The following is a 21,301-nucleotide window of genomic DNA, read 5'->3' on the forward strand; positions in this document are numbered from 1 at the left end:
AATCGGCGCTCGCGGAGATGAGCACCGCCCACCCATCCGGGCGCGTGGGGCGCGCCGCCATCGTGATGGTGTGCGGATCCGCACGACCACCTCGCCAGAAGGAACCCCACCATGGACCTCGCCCCGAACCCGGCCGGCGCACCCAGGCGCCGCCCCGTCCCCGCCGTCGTGCGACTCGTCGGCATCCTCATCGTGACCGTCATCGCCGTCGGATTCGCACTCGTCTCCGGCCTTCCCGCCCGCGCCGAGGAAGCGTCCGCGGCGACGGCGCTCGCCGAGTCGACGGATGCGACAGCAGACACGGCGCCCGCTCCCGACGCCACGGTCGGGGCGGGGGAGCCGGTTCGGACCGGGACGATGGATGCCGCCGACCCGGCGCCCGCGCCTGCGCCTGCCGCTGACGCGCCCGCAGAGGACACGCCTGCGGGCGAGACGCCTGCCGGCGAGACGCCTGCCGGCGAGACGCCTGCCGGCGAGACGGCTGCGGGAGAAGCGCCTGCCGGCGACACGTCTGCCGCCGGTGCTCCGGCAGACGCGACCGAGACGCCGGCCGCGACGGCGGGTGAGGCATCCATCGGCGCTCCCCGCGCCGAGGCGTTCGCGCCGCTCGTGTCGTTCGCCCCGCCTGTGCAGTCCGCGGGCCCCGACACCAACACCGCCCCGGTCGCGGTCGACGACCACTGGCAGATCGAAGAGGGGACCTCGCTGCTCGTGGGCAAGCCCGGTCTGATGTGGAACGACCACGACCCCGACGGCGACTGGTTCCAGATCAACGACATGACGCCGCCCTCGTCGGGCGTGCTGCAGTGGATCGACTCGCCCGGCTTCCGCTGGACGCCCGAGCCGGGGTTCGTCGGCACGGCGACCTTCCAGTACGTGCTCCGCGACGACCACGGCGATCTCGACCTCGAGAGCGAGTGGGCCACCGTCACGATCGACGTGCTCCCCGCGGGCAGCGACCTCCAGCTGCCGCCCGTGCCGCACATCGACTCGTACCTCTACGCCCGGGGCACGCCGCTCTACATCCCGGCACCCGGTGTGCTCGCCAACGACGAGCTCGACGGCCAGCTGGTCTCGTGGAAGGTGGACACCCCCTCCCTCGGAGCCGGCACGGTGCAGGGCTTCGGGACGGGCGGCTTCCTCTTCACGCCGGCGAGCCCGTACATCGAGGAGACCGACTCGTTCACCTACTCGGTGTGCACGACCATCGGCTGCGCGAGCGGCCTGGTCTGGCTCTACCCCGCCGCGGACGGCATCCCCGCCGACGGCCCCGCCATCGTGCCCGAGGCTCCCGTGGCGGCGGCCGACTACTACGGCGTCGTCAAGGACACAGCCCTGACGACGGCCGCGGCGGCCGGCCTCCTCTCGAACGACACCGACGTGGAACCCGGCGACGTGCTCGAGGCGGTCATCGACGACGGCGACCTCCTCGGAAGCATCGCGGTCACAGCCGACGGCGCCTTCACCTACACGCCACCGGCCGGCTTCACGGGCACCGACTCCTTCCGGTACTGGGCCGTCGACGCGCACGGGCTCAAGAGCGCCTTCACCAAGGTCGAGTTCCAGGTCGGGGACGGCAGCGTCAACCATCCGCCGCTCACGGTCGCCGACCACTTCGTGGTGGAGGCGGGACAGCCGCTCCTGTTCCCGAAGTCGCTCCTGCTCGCGAACGACAGCGACCCCGACGGCGATCCGGTGTCCTTCGGGGGCTTCACCCCGCCCCTCCACGGCACCTTCTCCTCGGCCGGTGCCGACGCCGTCCGCTACACGCCGGCCCCCGGCTTCACGGGCGTCGACACCGCCGCCTACAACGCGCACGACGACTCGAACGCCTACAGCGCCGAGGCCGCGATCACCTTCGAGGTGGTCCCGGGCGACGGTGTGAACGCCGCGCCGCAGGCGCACGCCGACGCGTATCCGGTCGAGGCCGGCACGACGGTGCACCTCGACGCCCCGGCCCTGCTCGGCAACGACGTCGACGCCGACGGCGACGCGCTCCTCGTGCTCGACGCCGACCCGGCGCAGCACGGCTCCCTCACGGTCGCGGCCGACGGCTCGCTCACGTACACACCGCAGGCCGGCTTCACGGGCACCGACATCGTGTACTACCAGGTGACCGATGGCGCGGAGACATCGGCCTCGACGGTGACGTTCGCCGTCCACGCCGCGGGCGACGAGCCCTTCGTCGCCATCGAGGACACCTACACCACGGGCAAGGGGCAGCAGCTGACGGTCGGCGCCCCCGGGCTCATGGGGAATGACCTGGTGCCTGCGGGTGCGGACCCGTGGGTGCACGAGGCCCTGTGGAACATGCCCCAGCACGGGACGGTGGTGACGCACGAGGACGGCTCGTTCACGTACGTCCCCGACGCGGGCTTCGTCGGCCTCGACCAGTTCGCCTACCGCCTCATGATCGGCGAGGACGTCAGCCACGGCAATGTGCGCGTCTACGTCACGGAGGCCGCGGTCACGCCGGCCGACCCTTCGGACCCGACCGACCCCGCCGGCCCGGCGGACCCTTCGGACCCGGCCGACCCTTCGGACCCGGCCGACCCTTCGGACCCGACCGACCCTGCGGACCCGACCGACCCTGCGGACCCGACCGACCCCGCTGACCCGAGCGACCCGACCGACTCTGGCACGCCGACGGACCCGGTCGACGACCCGGCCGAGGGCGGCCAGCCCCCTCTTCCCGCACTCCCTGCCGAGACGGAGGTCGCGCCGGTCGTGGCCGATCCCGCCGCTCAGCGGGCCGAGTCGCTCGCGGTCACCGGTGCGAGCGTCGCGGCGCCCGTCATCCCGGGCCTTCTCGTCCTCGTCGGTGCGGGGCTCGTCGCGATCGCGCGGCTCCGGCGAGGCGCCGCACGCCGCTAGGCGAGGTGCGTGCGGTGGGCGGAGGACCTGGGGGTCCTCCGCCCTTCCCGCGTCTCCCCAGCCGGCTCGCGCGCCGCCCGAGCGCCTCCGGTCGCCACCTCAGCATCCATAGCCCGTGCTGTCACCGAAAGCCCCCGTCGTGCACCGTGCGGAGCGGGTGCTCTCGGCGAGAGCACGGGCTATGGACAGCCCAGCTGCGCACAGCGCGACGCGAGCGGCGAGAGCACGGGCTATGGACAAGCGACCAGCACGAGGCGCGGCGCGGCACAGCACCGCGCAGCGTGCCGGAGCGGCGAGAGCACCGCGGCGTCACCAGTGGCGGAGGGCGTCCTCCAGGCGGCCGCGCTCGAGGTCGGGGAGGGCGAGGGTGATCGCCTCGGCGGGGGAGAGGTCGGCGCCCGCGCGCTCGCCGGCGGCCACCCCCTCGGGATCGGTCTCTCGCAGCGCGGCGAGGTGCGACGCGTGCACCGTGAACGCCTCGACGTCGAAGACGCCGATGCGGTGCCGGATCGTCTCGGCCGCCTTCGCGAGCGCCCCCGCGCGCCAGGCATCGCCGTGCGCGGCCGCGACGGCGCACAGCCCCTCCAGGCCGTAAGCGACACCCTCGTCGTAGTGCAGCTGGATCGACAGGTGCAGCGTCTCGACGAACTCCGCCTCGGCGGCGTCGACGTCGCCGCGCATGAAGTTGAGCCGCGCGCGGAGGTTTCCGCCGAGCGACGTCGTGAAGAGGTCTCCGCTCGCGCGCGAGACGGCGAGGGCCTCGCCGAAGTGCGCGAGCGCCTCGTCGATCTCGCCCTGCACCCACGAGAGCCGGCCGAGCGAGACACGCGTGATCGCCTCGGCCCAGTTGTTGCCGTGATCGTGCAGCCGGGCGACGGCCTCGGTCAGCTCGGCCTCGGCCTTCTCGACGTCGAGGCCCGAATACTGCACGCGCGCCGTCGCGCGCGCGGCGAGCGCCATGGCCGAGGCATCCTGATCCCCGCTCTCGGCGAAGAGCCGGACGCACTCGCCGAGGCCTGCGACGACCTGCTCACTGGGCCGCTGCCACATCTCGCCCCACAGGGCGAAGAACCACGCGACGGCGCGCGTGTGCTGCGTGACGGGCGTCTGCTTGTCGAGGAGCTCCAGCATCCACACCCGCACCTCGCCGAAGAAGCCGGCGATCCACCAGTAGATGAGGAGGCGCCACGCGAAGTCGCCGGCGTCGTCGAGGCGATCGATGTAGATGAGGTGCCGTACCGCTGCGCGGAGGTTCGTCAGCTCGAGGCCGAGCTCGGCGACGGCCTCGGACTGCCGCCGGCCGCCGAGGTCGGGTGCGAGCCGCGTGACGAGCGAGCCGTAGTAGTCGGCGTGAGCCGCGCGCATGCGGTCGGCATCCCCGCGCTCCTTGAGACGGCCGAGGGCGTACTCGCGCACCGTCGCGAGCAGCGAGTAGACCGTCCGCCCCTCGACGTCGGTCGCCTTCACGAGCGAGGCGTCGACGAGCGCCGTGAGCCCGTCGAGGCCCAGCCCGTCCCACGACCGGCCGGCGCCGATCGCCTCGACCGCCTCGAGTGTGAAGCGCCGGGCGAAGACGCCGAGGTCTTCCAGGAGGTCGCGCTGTTCCTCGGGCAGGAGGCTCACGCTCCAGTCGATCGTCGCCCGCATCGTGCGGTGCCGCTCGGGCAGGTCGCGCACGGCCGCGCTGAGGAGCGGGAGGCTCTGCTGCAGCCGCTCGGCGATCGCCTGCGGCGTGAGGAGGCGCACCTTGGCGGCGGCGAGCTCGATCGCGAGCGGGAGGCCCTCGAGCGTCCGGCAGATCTGTGCGATCGCCTGGGCGTTCTCCTCGGTGAGGGCGAATCCCGGCTTCGCCGCCTCCGCGCGGTCGACGAACAGCGTGCACGCCGTCGACCGGCCTGCGCGCTCGAGTGAGGTGGGCAGCGACTCGTCGGGGGTGTCCAGGGCGCCGACGTCGTAGACCTGCTCGCCCCGGATGCGCAGCACGATGCGGCTCGTCACGAGGAAGGTCGTGAGCGGTGCGAGGTCGTAGAGGCGCACGAGCACGGGCGCGGCATCCACGATCTGCTCGAAGTTGTCGAGCACGACGAGCACCCGGCGATCGGCGAGGGCATGCGCGATGCGCTCCTCGAGCGCCGCCTCGCCGTTGTCGCGGATGTTGAGGAAGTACGCGATCGTCGGCAGCAGCAGCCCCTGCTCGAACACGCCCTCGAGCGGCACGAAGTAGACGCCGTCGGGGAAGAGGTCCGAGCTTCCGAGCGCTGTCTCGATCGAGAGGCGGCTCTTGCCGATGCCGCCCGGGCCGATGAGGCTCACGACGCGGTGCTTCGCGGCGAGGAGGGTCCGCAGGGCGGCGATGTCGCGCTCGCGGCCGATCGTCGTCGTGTACGGCACGGGGATGCGCCCGGCGAGGGGCTCCGACGACTCGGGCGCCTCCGGGGGCTCGGATGCCTCGTCCCGCGACGCGTCGAAGCGTTCGGCGAGGAGGGTGGCGAGGTCGTCGGCGATGCGGTCGTGGAGTTCGTCGGCGGTGGTGAAGGGGAGGTAGGCGGCGTAGTCGTCTTTCTGGATGCGGGCGATGAGGTCTTTCAGGCGGGGTTCGCGGTTCTTGGATGCCTTGATGTAGATGAGTTTGGGCATCGTGGGCGGGGCGAGGTTGTATTCGTCTTCGAGGCCGGAGATCTGCTCGTCGGGGGCGACCCAGCCGTAGGACTCCCAGTAGATCCCGACGAACACGTCGGACTGCTCGAGGTAGGAGCGGTACAGCTCGCGGGGCGGGTGGGGGCGGGCGCCGAGTTCGAACATGACCGGCGCGAGGCGCATGCGTTCGATCGCCGCGCGGGCGGCGCGGCGTTCGTCGGCGAGCTCGCGCAGGGTGGAGCTCACGAAGACCCGGATCCGCTGGTCGGGCGTGCGGATCACCGGGCGATGGGGCCCAGTCATGTGCACATCATGGCCCGACAACCCGCCACCTGTCATGCACCCGCGTGCGGCTCGGCGGGTTTCGGCCGCTCACCACTGGGCGATGGCGTGCCGCACCGACGCGTCGGCGTCGGGGAGGGCGAGCGCGTACGCCTCGGCGATGCTCATGTCGCCGCCCGCCTGCTCGCCCGCGGCGACGGCCTCGGGCTGCTTCGCGCGCAGCTGCTCGAGCGCCTCACGGTGCGCGGCGAAGCCCTCGACGTCGTACTGTCCGACCCGCTGGCGGATCGCGACGGCCACCGCAGAAAGCGCACCGGCGCGCCACGCCTCGCCCCTGAGGGCCGAGATCGCGCTCATGCCCTCGAGCGCGTACTGAGCGCCCTCGTCGTAGTGCAGCAGCGCCGCGAGCTCCAGGGTCGCCCGGTACTCGGTCTCCGCCGCGGCGACGTCGCCGCCGAGCAGACGCACGCGGGCGACGTTGTTGCCCGCGACGACCCGTGTGAAGGCGTCCTGCTCGCGGACGCCGATCGCGGTCGCCCGCTCGAAGTGGTCGAGCGACTCGGGGAACTCGCCGCGCGCCATCGCGAGGAGCCCGAGCGCGACGTCCGTCAGGGCCTCGAGCCACCAGTTGCCGAGGCGGTGGAACACCTCGCGGGCCTGCTCCACCTCGGCCTGCGCGGCGGGCATGTCGAGGTCGGGGAATCGCATGCGCGTCGACCCGCGCGCCGCGAGCGCCATGGCCGCGGCATCCTGATCCCCGCTCTCCTCGAAGAGGCGCGCCGACTCGCCGAGCCGTTCGATGACCTCCTCGGACGGCCGGCGCCACATCTCGCCCCACACGGTGAAGAAGACGGCGACGGCACGCGTGCGGGTGGAGATGGGATGCCGCTTCGCGAGCAGCTCCAGCATCCACAGGCGCACTTCGCTGAAGAAGCCCGAGATCCACCAGTAGACGAAGAGATCCCACGCGAAGTCGCCGGCGTCGTCGAGCCGGTCGCTGGCGACGAGGTGCCGGACGGCGGCGCGGAGATTGGAGAGCTCGAGGCTCAAGAGCCGCACGGTGTCGACCTGGGCGGCCCCGCGGAGCTGCGGCGACGCCCGGCGCACGAGCTCGGCGTAGTAGTCGGCGTGCGCGCGTCGCATCGCGTCCGCCTCGCCGCGCTGTTCGAGGCGGGCGAGGGCGTACTCGCGCACGATGCCCAGGAGCGCGAAGGTCGAGCGCCCGCCCACGTCGACCTGCTTCACGAGGGATGCGTCGACGACGGCGCCGAGCGCGTCGATCACCTCGCCCTGCCACGAGCGGCCCTCGCTCACGGCCTCGACGGCGTCGAGCGTGAAGCGCATCGCGAAGACGCCGAGGTCTTCGAGGAGGTCCCGCTGCACGGCGGGGAGCAGGCTCACGCTCCAGTCGATCGCGGCCCGCATCGTGCGGTGGCGCTCGGGCAGGTCGCGGGAGGTGGCCGCGAGGAGCGGCAGGCTCTGCTCGAGCCGCTGGTCGATCGTGGAAGGGCTGAGCGCCCGCACCTTCGCGGCGGCGAGCTCGATCGCGAGCGGGAGGCCCTCCAGGCGGCGGCAGATGTCGACGACGTCGGCGACGTTGTCCTCGCCCAGCTCGAAGTCGGGCCGGACGGCTCGCGCGCGATCGACGAAGAGGGCGACCGCCGACGAACGCAGCGCGCGGGGCAGGGTCGCCGGCTCCGCGGCCGCGGGGGAGGCGAGCGCCTCCACCTCGTAGACCTGCTCGCCCCTGATGCGCAGCACGACGCGGCTCGTCACGAGGAACGTCGCCAGGGGCGCGGCGGTGTAGAGGCGCACGAGCACGGGGGCGGCATCCACGATCTGCTCGAAGTTGTCGAGCACGATGAGCACCCGGCGCCCCTCGAGGGCGCGGGCGATGCGGTCCTCGAGGTCGACCGCGCCGCTGTCGCGCACGCCCAGCGAGTAGGCGATGGTCGAGAGGAGGAGGCCGGGCTCGAGGACGCCCTCGAGGAGGACGAAGTAGACGCCGTCGCGGAACAGGTCGGAGCTCGCCCGCGCGACCTCGATCGCGAGCCGGCTCTTGCCGATGCCCCCCGGCCCGACGAGGCTCACCACGCGGTCGGTGCCGCGCGCGAGCACCTCTCGCACGCGGCGCAGATCCTCCTCGCGCCCGATCGTGGAGGTATAGGGCACGGGGATCTTGCCGACGGGCAGGCCCTGCAGGGAGGCATCCGGTCCCCGCTCCTCGCGGGCCGCGGCGTCGAAGCGTTCGGCGAGGAGGGTGGCGAGGTCGTCGGCGATGCGGTCGTGGAGTTCGTCGGCGGTGGTGAAGGGGAGGTAGGCGGCGTAGTCGTCTTTCTGGATGCGGGCGATGAGGTCTTTCAGGCGGGGTTCGCGGTTCTGGGATGCCTTGATGTAGATGAGTTTGGGCATCGTGGGCGGGGCGAGGTTGTATTCGTCTTCGAGGCCGGAGATCTGCTCGTCGGGGGCGACCCAGCCGTAGGACTCCCAGTAGATCCCGACGAACACGTCGGACTGCTCGAGGTAGGAGCGGTACAGCTCGCGGGGCGGGTGGGGGCGGGCGCCGAGTTCGAACATGACCGGGGCGAGGCGCATGCGTTCGATCGCCGCGCGGGCGGCGCGGCGTTCGTCGGCGAGCTCGCGAAGGGTGGAGCTCACGAAGACCCGGATCCGCTGGTCGGGCGTGCGGATCACCGGGCGATGGGGCCCAGTCATGTGCACATCATGGCCCGACAACCCGCCACCTGTCAGCATCGAGCGCGGTTATACCGCAGCATCCACCCCTCGTCAAGAATGCGGCTGGACATGGCGCGTCGGAACGCGTATAGTTGGTAGTTGCGCTCTTGGATTCCCCCTGCCCTCATATGGTGGTCGGCTGTGTTTGCGTGCCCCCGTTTCATCGCGGTGTGCGGCGTGCAGACTTCGGGGACGATCGAGCACTCCACCCTGACGACAAGGAAACGAGCCCTCACGGGCTCACGGAGGAATTCCCTTGGCTGCTGCGCGCAACGCATCCACCACCACCCCCAAGAACGGCCGCGGAGCTTCCCGCCTCTCGTTCGCCAAGATCTCCGACACGCTGACGGTCCCTGACCTTCTCGCCCTGCAGACCGAGTCCTTCGACTGGCTCGTCGGCAACGAGGCGTGGAAGGCCCGCGTCGCCGACGCGCAGGCCGCCGGTCGCACGGACGTGCCCGAGGTCTCCGGCCTCGAGGAGATCTTCGAGGAGATCTCGCCGATCGAAGACCTGAGCGAGACCATGCAGCTCTCGTTCACGAACCCCTACCTCGAGCCCGAGAAGTACTCCATCGAGGAGTGCAAGGAGCGCGGCAAGACGTACGCCGCCCCGCTCTACGTCGAGGCCGAGTTCATGAACCACCAGACCGGTGAGATCAAGACCCAGACGGTCTTCATGGGCGACTTCCCGCTCCAGACCGACAAGGGCACGTTCATCATCAACGGCACCGAGCGCGTCGTCGTGTCGCAGCTCGTCCGCTCGCCCGGTGTGTACTTCGACCGCACGCCCGACAAGACGTCCGACAAGGACATCGTCTCGGCGCGCATCATCCCCTCGCGCGGCGCCTGGCTCGAGTTCGAGATCGACAAGCGCGACCAGGTCGGCGTGCGCATCGACCGCAAGCGCAAGCAGTCGGTCACCGTCTTCCTTAAGGCCCTCGGCCTGTCGAGCGAGGACATCCTCAACGAGTTCGCGGGCTTCGAGTCGATCGAGGAGACGCTCTCGAAGGACACGATCCTCACCAAGGAGGACGCCCTCCGCGACATCTACCGCAAGCTCCGTCCGGGCGAGCAGGTCGCCGCCGAGGCCGCCCGCGCGCTGCTGGACAACTTCTACTTCAACCCGAAGCGCTACGACCTGGCGAAGGTCGGCCGGTACAAGATCAACCAGAAGCTCGGCCTCGACGCCGCTCTGGGCGAGTCGGTCCTGACGGTCGACGACATCGTCGCGACGATCAAGTACCTCGTCCGCCTCCACCGCGGCGACGTCGTCTTCGACGGCATCCGCAACGGCCAGGCCGCCGAGATCCGTCTCGACGTCGACGACATCGACAACTTCGGCAACCGTCGCATCCGCGCCGTGGGCGAGCTCATCCAGAACCAGGTCCGCACGGGCCTCTCGCGCATGGAGCGCGTCGTCCGCGAGCGCATGACGACGCAGGACATCGAGGCGATCACGCCGCAGACCCTGATCAACGTGCGCCCCGTCGTCGCCGCGATCAAGGAGTTCTTCGGAACGTCGCAGCTGTCGCAGTTCATGGACCAGAACAACCCGCTCGCGGGCCTGACCCACAAGCGCCGCCTGTCGGCGCTCGGCCCCGGCGGCCTGTCGCGTGAGCGCGCCGGCGTCGAGGTCCGTGACGTCCACCCGTCGCACTACGGCCGCATGTGCCCCATCGAGACCCCGGAAGGCCCGAACATCGGCCTGATCGGCTCGCTCGCCTCGTTCGCGCGCATCAACGCGTTCGGCTTCATCGAGACGCCGTACCGTCGCGTCGTCGAGGGCAAGGTCACCGAGCAGATCGACTACCTGACGGCTTCGGAGGAGAGCGACTACATCGTCGCCCAGGCCGGCGCCAAGCTCACGGCCGACGGCACGTTCGCCGAGGACCGCGTCCTCGCCCGTCGCGGCCAGGGTGGCGAGGTCGACCTGTTCCACGCCGAGGAGATCGGCTACATGGACGTCTCGCCGCGCCAGATGGTGTCGGTCGCGACGTCGCTCATCCCGTTCCTCGAGCACGACGACGCCAACCGCGCCCTCATGGGTGCGAACATGCAGCGCCAGGCCGTCCCGCTCCTCCGCTCCGAGTCGCCGGTCGTCGGCACCGGTATGGAGGGCTTCGCGGCCATCGACGCCGGCGACGTCGTCACCGCGGAGCGCTCGGGCGTCGTGGTCGAGGTCTCGGCCGACGTCGTGACGATCCAGCTCGACGAGGGCGGCACGCAGGACTACTTCCTGCGCAAGTTCGACCGCTCGAACCAGGGCACGTCGTACAACCAGCGCGTCATCGTCTCGGCGGGCGACCGCATCGAGGCCGGCGAGGTCATCGCCGACGGCCCGGCGACGGAGAACGGCGAGCTCGCGCTCGGCAAGAACCTCCTCGTCGCGTTCATGACGTGGGAGGGTCACAACTTCGAGGACGCGATCATCCTCAGCCAGAACCTCGTGAAGGACGACACCCTCTCCTCGATCCACATCGAGGAGTACGAGGTCGACGCCCGTGACACGAAGCTCGGCAAGGAGGAGATCACGCGCGACCTGCCGAACGTGAGCCCCGACCTGCTGAAGGACCTCGACGAGCGCGGCATCATCCGCATCGGCGCCGAGGTGCGTCCCGGCGACATCCTCGTCGGCAAGGTCACGCCCAAGGGCGAGACCGAGCTGTCGGCTGAGGAGCGCCTGCTCCGCGCGATCTTCAACGAGAAGAGCCGCGAGGTGCGCGACACGTCGCTGAAGGTCCCCCACGGTGAGCAGGGCACGATCATCGCGGTCAAGGAGTTCAACGCCGAGGACGGCGACGACGAGCTCGGCTCGGGCGTCAACCGCCGCGTCGTGGTCTACATCGCCCAGAAGCGCAAGATCACCGAGGGTGACAAGCTCGCCGGCCGTCACGGCAACAAGGGCGTCATCGCGAAGATCCTCCCCGTCGAGGACATGCCGTTCCTCGCGGACGGCACGCCGGTCGACGTCATCCTGAACCCGCTCGGCATCCCGGGTCGAATGAACTTCGGCCAGGTGCTCGAGACCCACCTCGGGTGGATCGCGAAGCAGGGCTGGAAGGTCGAGGGCACCCCGGAGTGGGCCGTCCGTCTGCCGGAGGAGGCCCTCGAGGCCCCCGCGGGCACGAAGGTCGCCACGCCGGTGTTCGACGGCGCGTTCGAGGAGGAGATCGCGGGTCTGCTCGACTCGACGAACCTCACGCGCGACGGCGATCGCCTCATCGACTCGTCGGGCAAGACGCAGCTCTTCGACGGCCGCTCGGGCGAGCCCTTCCCGGCGCCCATCTCGGTCGGCTACATGTACATCCTGAAGCTGCACCACCTCGTCGACGACAAGATCCACGCGCGCTCGACGGGCCCGTACTCGATGATCACCCAGCAGCCGCTCGGTGGTAAGGCGCAGTTCGGCGGTCAGCGCTTCGGTGAGATGGAGGTGTGGGCCCTCGAGGCCTACGGCGCCGCGTACGCGCTCCAGGAGCTTCTCACGATCAAGTCCGACGACATCCTCGGCCGCGTCAAGGTGTACGAGGCGATCGTCAAGGGCGAGAACATCCAGGAGCCCGGCATCCCCGAGTCGTTCAAGGTCCTCATGAAGGAGATGCAGTCGCTCTGCCTGAACGTCGAGGTCCTCTCGGCCGACGGCACGGCGGTCAACCTCCGCGACACCGACGACGAGGCCTTCCGCGCTGCCGAGGAGCTCGGCATCAACATCTCCAGCCGCTTCGAGTCCTCGTCGATCGACGAGATCTGATCCGGCCGACAGCGATTACGCGATTTACAGAGACACAGGAGAACTAGTGCTCGACGCAACAACGTTCGATGAGCTTCGCATCGGCCTGGCCACAGCCGACGACATCCGTCGCTGGTCCTACGGCGAGGTCAAGAAGCCCGAGACCATCAACTACCGCACGCTGAAGCCCGAGAAGGACGGCCTCTTCGGAGAGCAGATCTTCGGACCCTCCCGCGACTGGGAGTGCGCCTGCGGCAAGTACAAGCGCGTCCGCTTCAAGGGCATCGTCTGCGAGCGCTGCGGCGTGGAGGTCACCAAGTCCTCCGTCCGCCGCGAGCGCATGGGCCACATCGAGCTCGCCGCGCCCGTCACCCACATCTGGTACTTCAAGGGCGTCCCGTCGCGCCTCGGGTACCTGCTCGACATGGCGCCGAAGGACCTCGAGAAGGTCATCTACTTCGCCGCCTACATGGTGATCTCGGTCGACGAGGAGGCCCGCCACCGCGACCTCCCGACGCACGAGAACAACCTCCGCCTGGAGCTCAAGACGCTCGCCGACCGCCGCGACTCGCGGATCGCGACGCGCCTCGCCAAGCTGGAGGAGGAGCTCGCGGCGCTCGAGGACGAGGGCGCCAAGGCCGACCAGAAGAAGAAGGTCAAGGACTCCGCCGAGAAGGACATGGCGGCGATCCGCAAGAACGCCGACGAGTCCATCGCCAAGCTCGAGCGCGTCTGGGAGGAGTTCCGCAACCTCGAGGTCGGCTCGCTGAAGGGCGAGGACGAGATCTTCCACGAGCTGCAGGACCGCTTCGGCCAGTACTTCGAGGCCTACATGGGTGCGGAGTCGATCCAGCGCCGCCTGCAGGCGTTCGACCTGGCCGCCGAGGCCGAGAACCTGCACCTGCAGATCTCCGAGGGCAAGGGCCAGCGCAAGATCCGTGCGATCAAGCGCCTCAAGGTCGTCAACTCGTTCCTGACCACGGGCATGAGCCCCGCCTCGATGGTGCTCGACGTGGTTCCGGTCATCCCGCCGGAGCTCCGCCCCATGGTCCAGCTCGACGGCGGCCGCTTCGCGACCTCCGACCTGAACGACCTCTACCGTCGCGTCATCAACCGCAACAACCGTCTCCGTCGCCTCATCGACCTCGGCGCCCCCGAGATCATCGTGAACAACGAGAAGCGGATGCTGCAGGAGGCCGTCGACGCGCTCTTCGACAACGGCCGTCGCGGCCGTCCCGTCACGGGCACCGGCAACCGCGCCCTCAAGTCCCTCAGCGACATGCTGAAGGGCAAGCAGGGTCGCTTCCGCCAGAACCTGCTCGGTAAGCGCGTGGACTACTCGGGCCGTTCGGTCATCATCGTCGGACCGCAGCTCAAGCTCCACCAGTGCGGTCTGCCCAAGCAGATGGCCCTCGAGCTGTTCAAGCCGTTCGTCATCAAGCGCCTGATCGACCTCGGTCACTCGCAGAACATCAAGGCGGCCAAGCGCGCCGTCGAGCGCACGCGTCCCGAGGTCTGGGATGTGCTCGAGGAGATCATCCGCGAGCGTCCCGTGCTCCTCAACCGCGCGCCCACGCTGCACCGCCTCGGCATCCAGGCCTTCGAGCCTCAGCTCGTCGAGGGCAAGGCCATCCAGCTGCACCCGCTCGTCTGCGCCGCCTTCAACGCGGACTTCGACGGTGACCAGATGGCCGTGCACCTGCCGCTGTCGGTCGAGGCTCAGGCCGAGGCCCGCATCCTGATGCTCGCGTCGAACAACATCCTGAAGCCGTCGGACGGCCGCCCGGTGACCCTGCCCTCACAGGACATGATCATCGGTCTGCACCACCTGACGACGGTCAAGGACGGCGCCGTCGGTGAGGGTCGCGTGTTCGGCTCGGTCGGCGAGGCGATCCTGGCGAAGGACGAGGGCACCCTCGACCTGCAGGCGAAGGTCCGCATCCGCGTCCCCGGCCTCACGTTCCTCGAGGGCGACGCCCCCGAGGGCTACGAGCGCCACGGGCTCGTGGACGCCTCGCTCGGCCAGGCGATCTTCAACGACACGCTCCCCAAGGGCTACCCGTTCGTCCGCGAGCAGGCCGACAAGGGCAAGCTGTCGCAGATCGTGAACAAGCTCGCCGAGGAGTACCCGAAGGTGGAGGTCGCGGCGTCGCTCGACCGCATCAAGGACGCCGGCTTCTACTGGGCCACGCGTTCGGGTGTCACCGTTGCGCTGTCCGACATCCTGACCCCGCCGAACAAGGCGGAGATCGTCGCGGGCTACGAGCAGCAGGCCGCGAAGGTCCAGGGCCAGTTCGAGAAGGGTCTCACGACCGACGCCGAGCGTCGTCAGGAGCTCATCAAGATCTGGACCGAGGCGACGGATGCCGTGCAGAAGGCGATGCGCGACAACTTCCCCGAGGACAACACGATCAACCGCATGGTGTCGTCCGGCGCTCGTGGTAACTGGCTGCAGATCCGCAACATCGCGGGTATGCGCGGCCTCGTGAACAACCCCAAGGGTGAGATCATCCCCCGTCCGATCATCTCCTCGTACCGCGAGGGTCTGTCGGTGGCGGAGTACTTCATCGCGACGCACGGTGCCCGCAAGGGTCTGGCCGACACGGCCCTCCGTACGGCCGACTCGGGCTACCTCACGCGTCGACTGGTGGACGTCTCGCAGGATGTCATCATCCGCGAGGAGGACTGCGGTACGACGAAGGGCCTCGAGCTCCCGATCGCCTCGCAGGGTCTGGGCGGCGCGCTGGTCAAGGACCCGAACGTCGAGAACTCGGTGTTCGCCCGCACGCTCGCGGCCGAGGTCGTCGACGCGCAGGGCAACGTCCTCGCGGAGGCGGGCGACGACGTGGGCGACGTGCTGATCGACAAGCTGGTGGATGCCGGTGTCGAGACCATCAAGGTCCGCTCGGTGCTCACGTGCGACTCGGCCGTCGGTGTCTGCGCGAAGTGCTACGGCCGTTCGCTCGCGACCGGCAAGATCGTCGACATCGGCGAGGCGGTGGGCATCATCGCCGCCCAGTCGATCGGCGAGCCCGGCACGCAGCTGACGATGCGCACGTTCCACACGGGTGGTTCGGCCTCGGCCGACGACATCACGCAGGGTCTTCCCCGCGTGCAGGAGCTCTTCGAGGCCCGCACCCCCAAGGGCGCGTCGCCGATCGCGGAGTCGGACGGTCGCATCACGATCGACGAGACCGAGAAGTCCAAGAAGGTCATCCTCACGCCCGACAACGGCGACGAGCCGCACGTCTACCCGGTCCTGAAGCGTGCGACGCTTCTGGTCGAGGACGGCCAGCACGTCACCGTCGGCCAGCCGATCCTGGTGGGCACGCTCGACCCCAAGGAGGTCATGCGTGTCATGGGTGCCCGCGAGGTGCAGAAGTACCTCGTCAACGGCGTCCAGGGCGTCTACCGCTCGCAGGGTGTGCCGATCCACGACAAGCACATCGAGGTCATCGTCCGCCAGATGCTCCGCAAGGTCACCGTCGTCGACCACGGCGACACGACCCTGCTGCCCGGCGAGCTCGTCGACTTCAAGCGCTACCAGTCGATCAACCGCGAGGCCGTCGGCGAGGGCAAGCGCCCCGCGTCGGGTCGTCCCGAGCTCATGGGTATCACGAAGGCGTCGCTCGCGACGGAGTCGTGGCTGTCGGCCGCGTCGTTCCAGGAGACGACGCGCGTCCTCACCCAGGCGGCGATGGAGGGCAAGAGCGACCCGCTCGTCGGCCTCAAGGAGAACGTCATCATCGGAAAGCTCATCCCCGCCGGCACCGGCCTTGCGAAGTACCGCAATGTCGCTGTCGAGGCGACGGAGGAGGCCAAGAGCGAGCGGTACCCCAACCGCATCTTCGCCTCGGACGGCGCGTACTCCGACGCCGACCTGAGCTACGTCGACTTCGACTCGTTCTCGACGGACGACTTCTCCGGCAACTACAACTGAGAGGTGAGTGGATGCCTCGCCGCGGCGGGGCATCCACTCAGACCCTTTCCGAAGGCCCCGGCTCGCGCCGGGGCCTTCGTCGTACCCGCCGGCCGCGCGCCGCGCGGGCGGTGTCGCCGGTGCCGCTTACCGTGGAGGGGGAGGGCGGATGGCGCGGATCGGGGGTCGCAACCTGTGGCTCGCGTGGCCTGCGGGCCTCGTGTGCGCGGGTGTCGTCGGCGCGCTCGTCTACCTCGCGGCGCCGGCCGTGCCGGGCACGGTGGAGTTCGTCGGAGACACCCTGCGTGCGGCGACCTCGGCGCCCGTGGCTGCATCCGGCCTGCCGGTCGGAGCGATCGCCCTCGACGGGTCGGACGAGATCGACTGCCGCGACCTGTACCCCGGCCCGCTGTGGTCGGAGCTCGCGTGGTCGCCGAACGTGCTGCTGACGCAGAACCTGTCGCTGCCGCCGACGTCGGCCGCGGCGCTCATCGACGCGCTCCAGCCCGCCGTGCGGGTGACATGCCAGTGGAAGGGTCCGCAGGGCACGATCGTCTCGACGCTCGCCCGCGTCGGCGCGGACGCCGCCACCGTCGCCGATGCGTCGCTGCGCGGCCAGGGCTTCTCGTGCGAGGCGTTCGCGAGCGGAACGCTCTGCCGCCGTACGTCCGGCGGCGTTCTGGAGGAGCACGCGGTGCGCGACGGCCTGTGGCTCTCGAGCATCGAGACGGGGTGGATGCCGGAGGCGTTCACGGCACGCCTCGCCGCGTTCGTGTGGGGCTGAGCTACGCCGGCCAGATGTGGTCGACGATCGCCGACGTGTAGCCGGTGGGCGCGAGGTTGGAGTACTTCGTGTCGATGAGGATGTCGTCGCGCCAGAACAGGGTGCGCCCGTCGGTGACCGGATACGTCCCGTTCGGCCACGTCTTCTCGCACCGCGTCCCGCCGTCGGGCGTGTAGCAGGTGAAGCCGACCGTGGCGGCGAGGTCGTTGAGCATGTCGAGCGCCGGACCGCGCGCGACGTAGGTGATCGACGTGTTGAGGCCGGTCGTGTCGGCCGCCGGATCGGCCCAGATGCAGATCAGGCTCCCGTCGGGCTGCGGCCCCGACGGCCCGAACGCCGGGTCGTTGAGCGGCACGCCCTCGAGCTGCGCCAGCACGTCGTCGGTGAGCATCTCCCGGCAGTCGGTGGGGATCTTCGCCTTCGGCGTCGCGGAGGGAGTCGGCGTCGGCGTCGCCGCGCCGCTCTCAGCGGGGGTGGAGTCGGACGTCGACGAGGGCGTCCCGGCCGACGCGCCGTCGGACTCCGGCGCGCACGCGCACAGGACGGCGAGAAGGGCGAGGGATGCCGCGCCGACGGCGATCGTGCGCCGAGCCCGAGCCGCTGCGAGGTGAGGCATGGCGCTCACCCTAGCCGCGCCGCGCCCGCGAATCCGCGGCGAATCGCCGCGGCATGCCTCCGCGGGCATGCCGGAGCCGCGCGCTACCCTCGCTGTGCGGGGACCGGTCCCGTGTGAGGAAGTGCATCCGATGAGTGAGCCCCAGTCGTCCTACGGCGAGCCCGTGGCCGAGCCGAAGCCGGTCGACGATGTCGTCGGCAGTGCCAACGAGGGACTCGTGGATGCCGAGGCCGCCGGTCGCGACGCCGTGACCGACGCCGATCGGCCCGCCGAGGAGCCCGCCGCCGCCGAACCCGCGGCCGAAGCGCCCGCCGTCCACGAACAGGCCGCCCACGAGCCCGCCGCGCCCGAGCCCGCCGTCGCACCGGTGCCCGAGGCCGCCGCGCCCGAGACGACCGACGACGAGATCACGGACGCCGCCGCCTACACTGCCGCCTACAACGCGGCCTCCGCCGGCGACGACGAGCCGGCCGCGCAGAGCAGCGTCGCGCAGGCCGCCTACGATCCCGCCGCCCCGACCGTCGTGGCGCCCGCCGTCGCGCCGAGCGAGCCCGTCGCCACCGAGGCGGCTGTCGCTCCGGCCGCCGTCGCCCCGGCCGCCGTCGCGCCGCAGCCGATCTTCGTGCAGGCGCCCGAGGCGCCGCGTCCCCGTGGCAACCGTGCCGCGGCCGGGGCGATCGGCCTGCTCGCCGCGCTGTCCTTCGCGGTGCTGTACCTCGCCGCGTGGCTGTTCTGCGTCTTCTTCCTCGGCACCGAGCTCGGGGGGACCCGCCCGCAGGGCGGCCTGACGGCCGAGAACGCCGTCACGGCCATCACCGCCGCGCTGACGTCGTGGATCTTCTGGACGCCCGTCGTCGTCTTCTTCTTCTCGTTCTGGCTGCTCGGGGCGATCATCAACCGCGGCCGGTGGGGCCACTGGGTCATCTTCGGCCTCTTCGTGGGCGTCCTGAGCTGGTTCGGGTTCATCCTCGGCGAGTACTTCCAGGCCCCCTTCTGGCGCCTCACGCCGACGGAGGGTCTCCAGCTGCTGAAGGACAACCTCTTCGCCCCGCTCGCGGTGATCGCGTTCATCATCGGCCGCGAGCTGACGATCTGGTTCGGCGCCTGGGCCGCCGCGCGGGGCAAGCGCGTCACGGAGCTCAACACCGAGGCGATGCGGGAGTACGAGCGGACGCTCGAGGCGGGGCCGCAGCTCTACCGTCAGTGAGAGCGGCCTGACGAAGCGCTGAGCGTCCGGTCGCGCGGTCGCGCGCGGACGTATCGTCGAAAGGTGACGGCTGATCGTCCTCCCCAGCACGGGCACGTGCGCCCGGCGGTCGCCCTCGGATTGACGACCGCGGCGTTCGTCGCGCTCCTGATCTTCGGACTCGGGATGACGAGCCTCGTCCTGGACGAGGACGTGCTGTCGGTGCCGGGACTCGGGCAGGCGCCCGGCATCATGGGCACGATCTTCGCGACGGGCGGGTTCGCACTGTGCGTCGACGTGGGGACGCGGCATCCACACCCCTCCTACTGGCTCGCGGCGGTCACGACGCTCGTCGTCATGCTCGCGTATCCGCTCGGAGTCTGGTTCGGCGCCGTGGTGTCGGGCGCCGATGTGGCTGCCGCGACCGGTGCGGCGGGCGGCTTCCTCACCTCGTGGTTCGGGGTCGTGGTGGCGGCATCCGCCCTCATCTGCTCGTGGAGCGCGGTGGCGCTCGTGCGCACCTCGGCGCGCCGGCCGCGGTGGCCGTGGGAGAACCCCGACGACGAGTAGTCCGGAAAACCCGGCGGATCAGGCCTGTACCGGATACCGTTGACACCGTGGAGCGGTCGCTCGAGACCCAGGTCAGCCAGGCGGTGGACGCCTGGCTGAAATGGCTTCCCCGCTGGGAGCCCTCGACGCACCGGGGCCGGGTCGCTCCGTGCCGTCGCTGCTTCGGATCGCCCGTCCTGTCCGCGGCGGGTCTCGGCTCCGATGTGCCGCACGGCGTGCAGCACGGACTCTCGACCCGCATCAAGACGATCGTCGACCACTCGGTCGCGGAGTACACCGCGCGCAACCTGCCCATGCTGCAGGCGGAGCTCGACCAGCAGGCGGCCCGCAACCGCGCCCGCAGCTACCGTCCGTCCGAGGGGCTCGAGCCCGAGTACGAGGGTCTCCCGCTGGATCCCGAGCCGGTTCCCGGGGCGCCCTTCCTGTTCACGATCTCGGGGCTCGCGGAGGAGGTGGATGCCGACATCCCGGCCCTTCCGCCCCTGAGCGACGACGCGAAGGCGGCCCTCCGGCAGGAGGTCGGCCTCGCCGACGACTACGCCAACATGGTCGGCCGCGAGGTGTGCACGATCCTCCTGCACCATCGCCTGCGCATCCAGTCGGCGATCGGCCAGTACGTCGAGCCGCAGATCGAGGCGATGCTGCAGGAGCTCACGCGCTCGCTCGACGCGCCGTTCGATCCGAACGATCCGCCGGCCGGCTGACTCCGTCCACAGGGGTGGATGCTCCCGGGGGCGTTTCAGGCGCGTTTGTTAGCATGACGAAGTTTGCAGAGCGCGCGCTCGCCCGCCGCCGTCGGCGGTCCTGGATGCTGGGGAGGTCAGGATGGCCACACGCCTTCCTTCGGCACCCCCGATCCTTCCGGGGCTGACCTACATCCGGCCGCTCGGCTCGGGCGGCTTCGCCGACGTGTTCCTCTACGAACAGGACATGCCGCGCCGCGATGTCGCGGTCAAGGTGCTGCCGAGCGACGTGCGCGACCCCGAGCTGCGGCGCATGTTCAACGCCGAGGCCGACGTGCTCGCGCACCTCTCGGCGCATCCCTCCATCGTCACCGTCTACCAGGCCGGCATCTCGGCCGACGGCCGCCCGTACATCGTGATGGAGTACTGCCCCGGCTCGCTCGCGCAGCGCTACCGCATCGAGCGCCTGCCCGTGCCCGAGGTGCTCGAGATCGGCGTGCGCATGGCGAGCGCCCTCGAGTCGGCGCACCGCGCCGGCCTCGTGCACCGCGACGTGAAGCCCAGCAACATCCTCGTGACGACGTTCGGGGCGCCGGTGCTCGCCGACTTCGGCATCTCGTCGTCGCTCTCGCGCGCGACCGCCGACGAGGTGCTGGCGATGTCGATCCCGTGGAGCGCGCCCGAGGTCGTCGCCGAGCAGACCGCCGGCACTGTCGCGAGCGAGATCTGGAGCCTCGGCGCGACCGTCTACTCCCTGCTCGCGGGGCACAGCCCGTTCGAGCGGCGCGAGCGCGGTCAGAACACCAAGGAGCAGCTCCGCCGCCGCATCGCGCGGGCGAGCTACACACCCATCGCCCGCACCGACGTGCCGCAGGCGCTGCAGGACGTGCTCGCGCAGGCCATGAGCCGCGATCCGGCCCGGCGCTACGCCTCGGCCCGGGAGTTCGCGGAGGCCCTCCGCGGCGTGCAGTCCGAGCTCGGCTTCCTGCCGACGGCGCTCGAAGTGCCCGTGGACGAGTGGGCGGCGGCATCCACTCCCGTCGACTTCGCCGACTCGACGATGCGCGGAGCGACGCGAAGCCACGTCGAGCACGCGGAGCGCCGCAAGACGAAGCCCGGCACGGGGGTCGCGTCGCTCGCGCGCGACGAGGACACCGAGATCTCGGCATCCCCTGTCGCACGTCGTCGTGTGCTGCCCTGGATCGTCGCGGGTGTGGCCGTCGTGGTCGCGCTCGGAGCCGTCGTCGTCGCCCTCGCCGTCACGGGGGTGCTCTGACATGCGGC

The 21,301-nt window shown here is 70.6% G+C and carries 11 protein-coding genes; 8 read left to right on the forward strand and 3 right to left on the reverse strand.

What is annotated here, in order from left to right; all coding sequences use genetic code 11:
* Positions 1–111 precede the first annotated feature (111 nt).
* Positions 112–2,874 carry an Ig-like domain-containing protein gene (locus AAIB33_RS18925; RefSeq protein ID WP_345801504.1) on the forward strand — a complete coding sequence of 921 codons (2,763 nt, stop codon included), beginning with the start codon at positions 112–114 and terminating at the stop codon, positions 2,872–2,874.
* 309 nt (positions 2,875–3,183) lie between these two features.
* On the opposite strand, the gene AAIB33_RS18930 is transcribed toward AAIB33_RS18925, so the two are convergent.
* Both AAIB33_RS18930 and AAIB33_RS18935 read right to left on the reverse strand, forming a co-directional pair.
* On the reverse strand, positions 3,184–5,814 hold the full coding sequence (locus AAIB33_RS18930; protein WP_345801505.1) for a DUF4062 domain-containing protein: 2,631 nt from the start codon (positions 5,812–5,814) through the stop codon (positions 3,184–3,186).
* Between the two features lie 69 nt (positions 5,815–5,883).
* Positions 5,884–8,508 carry a DUF4062 domain-containing protein gene (locus tag AAIB33_RS18935; protein ID WP_345801506.1) on the reverse strand — a complete coding sequence of 875 codons (2,625 nt, stop codon included), beginning with the start codon at positions 8,506–8,508 and terminating at the stop codon, positions 5,884–5,886.
* A gap of 277 nt (positions 8,509–8,785) precedes the next feature.
* On the opposite strand from AAIB33_RS18935, the gene rpoB reads away from it, so the two are divergent.
* The 3 genes from rpoB to AAIB33_RS18950 all read left to right on the forward strand — a co-directional run bounded on the left by rpoB (position 8,786) and on the right by AAIB33_RS18950 (position 16,962).
* Positions 8,786–12,280: a DNA-directed RNA polymerase subunit beta gene (gene rpoB, locus AAIB33_RS18940; protein ID WP_345801507.1), complete on the forward strand. Its 3,495-nt coding sequence runs from the start codon at positions 8,786–8,788 to the stop codon at positions 12,278–12,280.
* 46 nt (positions 12,281–12,326) lie between these two features.
* Positions 12,327–16,199: a DNA-directed RNA polymerase subunit beta' gene (locus AAIB33_RS18945; protein ID WP_345801508.1), complete on the forward strand. Its 3,873-nt coding sequence runs from the start codon at positions 12,327–12,329 to the stop codon at positions 16,197–16,199.
* Between the two features lie 148 nt (positions 16,200–16,347).
* Positions 16,348–16,962, forward strand: a complete 615-nt coding sequence (locus AAIB33_RS18950; RefSeq protein ID WP_345801509.1) for a hypothetical protein — start codon at positions 16,348–16,350, stop codon at positions 16,960–16,962.
* A 1-nt stretch (position 16,963) separates the two neighbouring features.
* Here the strand turns inward: AAIB33_RS18950 and AAIB33_RS18955 are convergent, their stop codons facing one another.
* Positions 16,964–17,578 (reverse strand): hypothetical protein, encoded by a 615-nt coding sequence (locus tag AAIB33_RS18955; protein WP_345801510.1) that lies wholly within the window; start codon positions 17,576–17,578, stop codon positions 16,964–16,966.
* Positions 17,579–17,708: 130 nt separating this feature from the next.
* Here AAIB33_RS18955 and AAIB33_RS18960 point away from each other — a divergent pair, with 130 nt between their 5' ends.
* From AAIB33_RS18960 to AAIB33_RS18975, 4 genes are all read left to right on the forward strand, one after another.
* Positions 17,709–18,785: an ABC transporter gene (locus tag AAIB33_RS18960; protein ID WP_345801511.1), complete on the forward strand. Its 1,077-nt coding sequence runs from the start codon at positions 17,709–17,711 to the stop codon at positions 18,783–18,785.
* Positions 18,786–18,848: 63 nt separating this feature from the next.
* The gene (locus tag AAIB33_RS18965; RefSeq protein ID WP_345801512.1) at positions 18,849–19,334 is read left to right on the forward strand and encodes a hypothetical protein; all 486 of its coding nucleotides are present in this window, start codon (positions 18,849–18,851) and stop codon (positions 19,332–19,334) included.
* Positions 19,335–19,381: 47 nt separating this feature from the next.
* Positions 19,382–20,038, forward strand: coding sequence for a spermidine/putrescine ABC transporter substrate-binding protein (locus AAIB33_RS18970; protein ID WP_345801513.1), 657 nt, complete (start codon positions 19,382–19,384; stop codon positions 20,036–20,038).
* 121 nt (positions 20,039–20,159) lie between these two features.
* On the forward strand, positions 20,160–21,293 hold the full coding sequence (locus tag AAIB33_RS18975; RefSeq protein WP_345801514.1) for a serine/threonine-protein kinase: 1,134 nt from the start codon (positions 20,160–20,162) through the stop codon (positions 21,291–21,293).
* Positions 21,294–21,301: the final 8 nt, after the last annotated feature.

It is taken from the genome of Microbacterium sp. AZCO, assembly GCF_039614715.1.
Classification (GTDB): domain Bacteria; phylum Actinomycetota; class Actinomycetes; order Actinomycetales; family Microbacteriaceae; genus Microbacterium.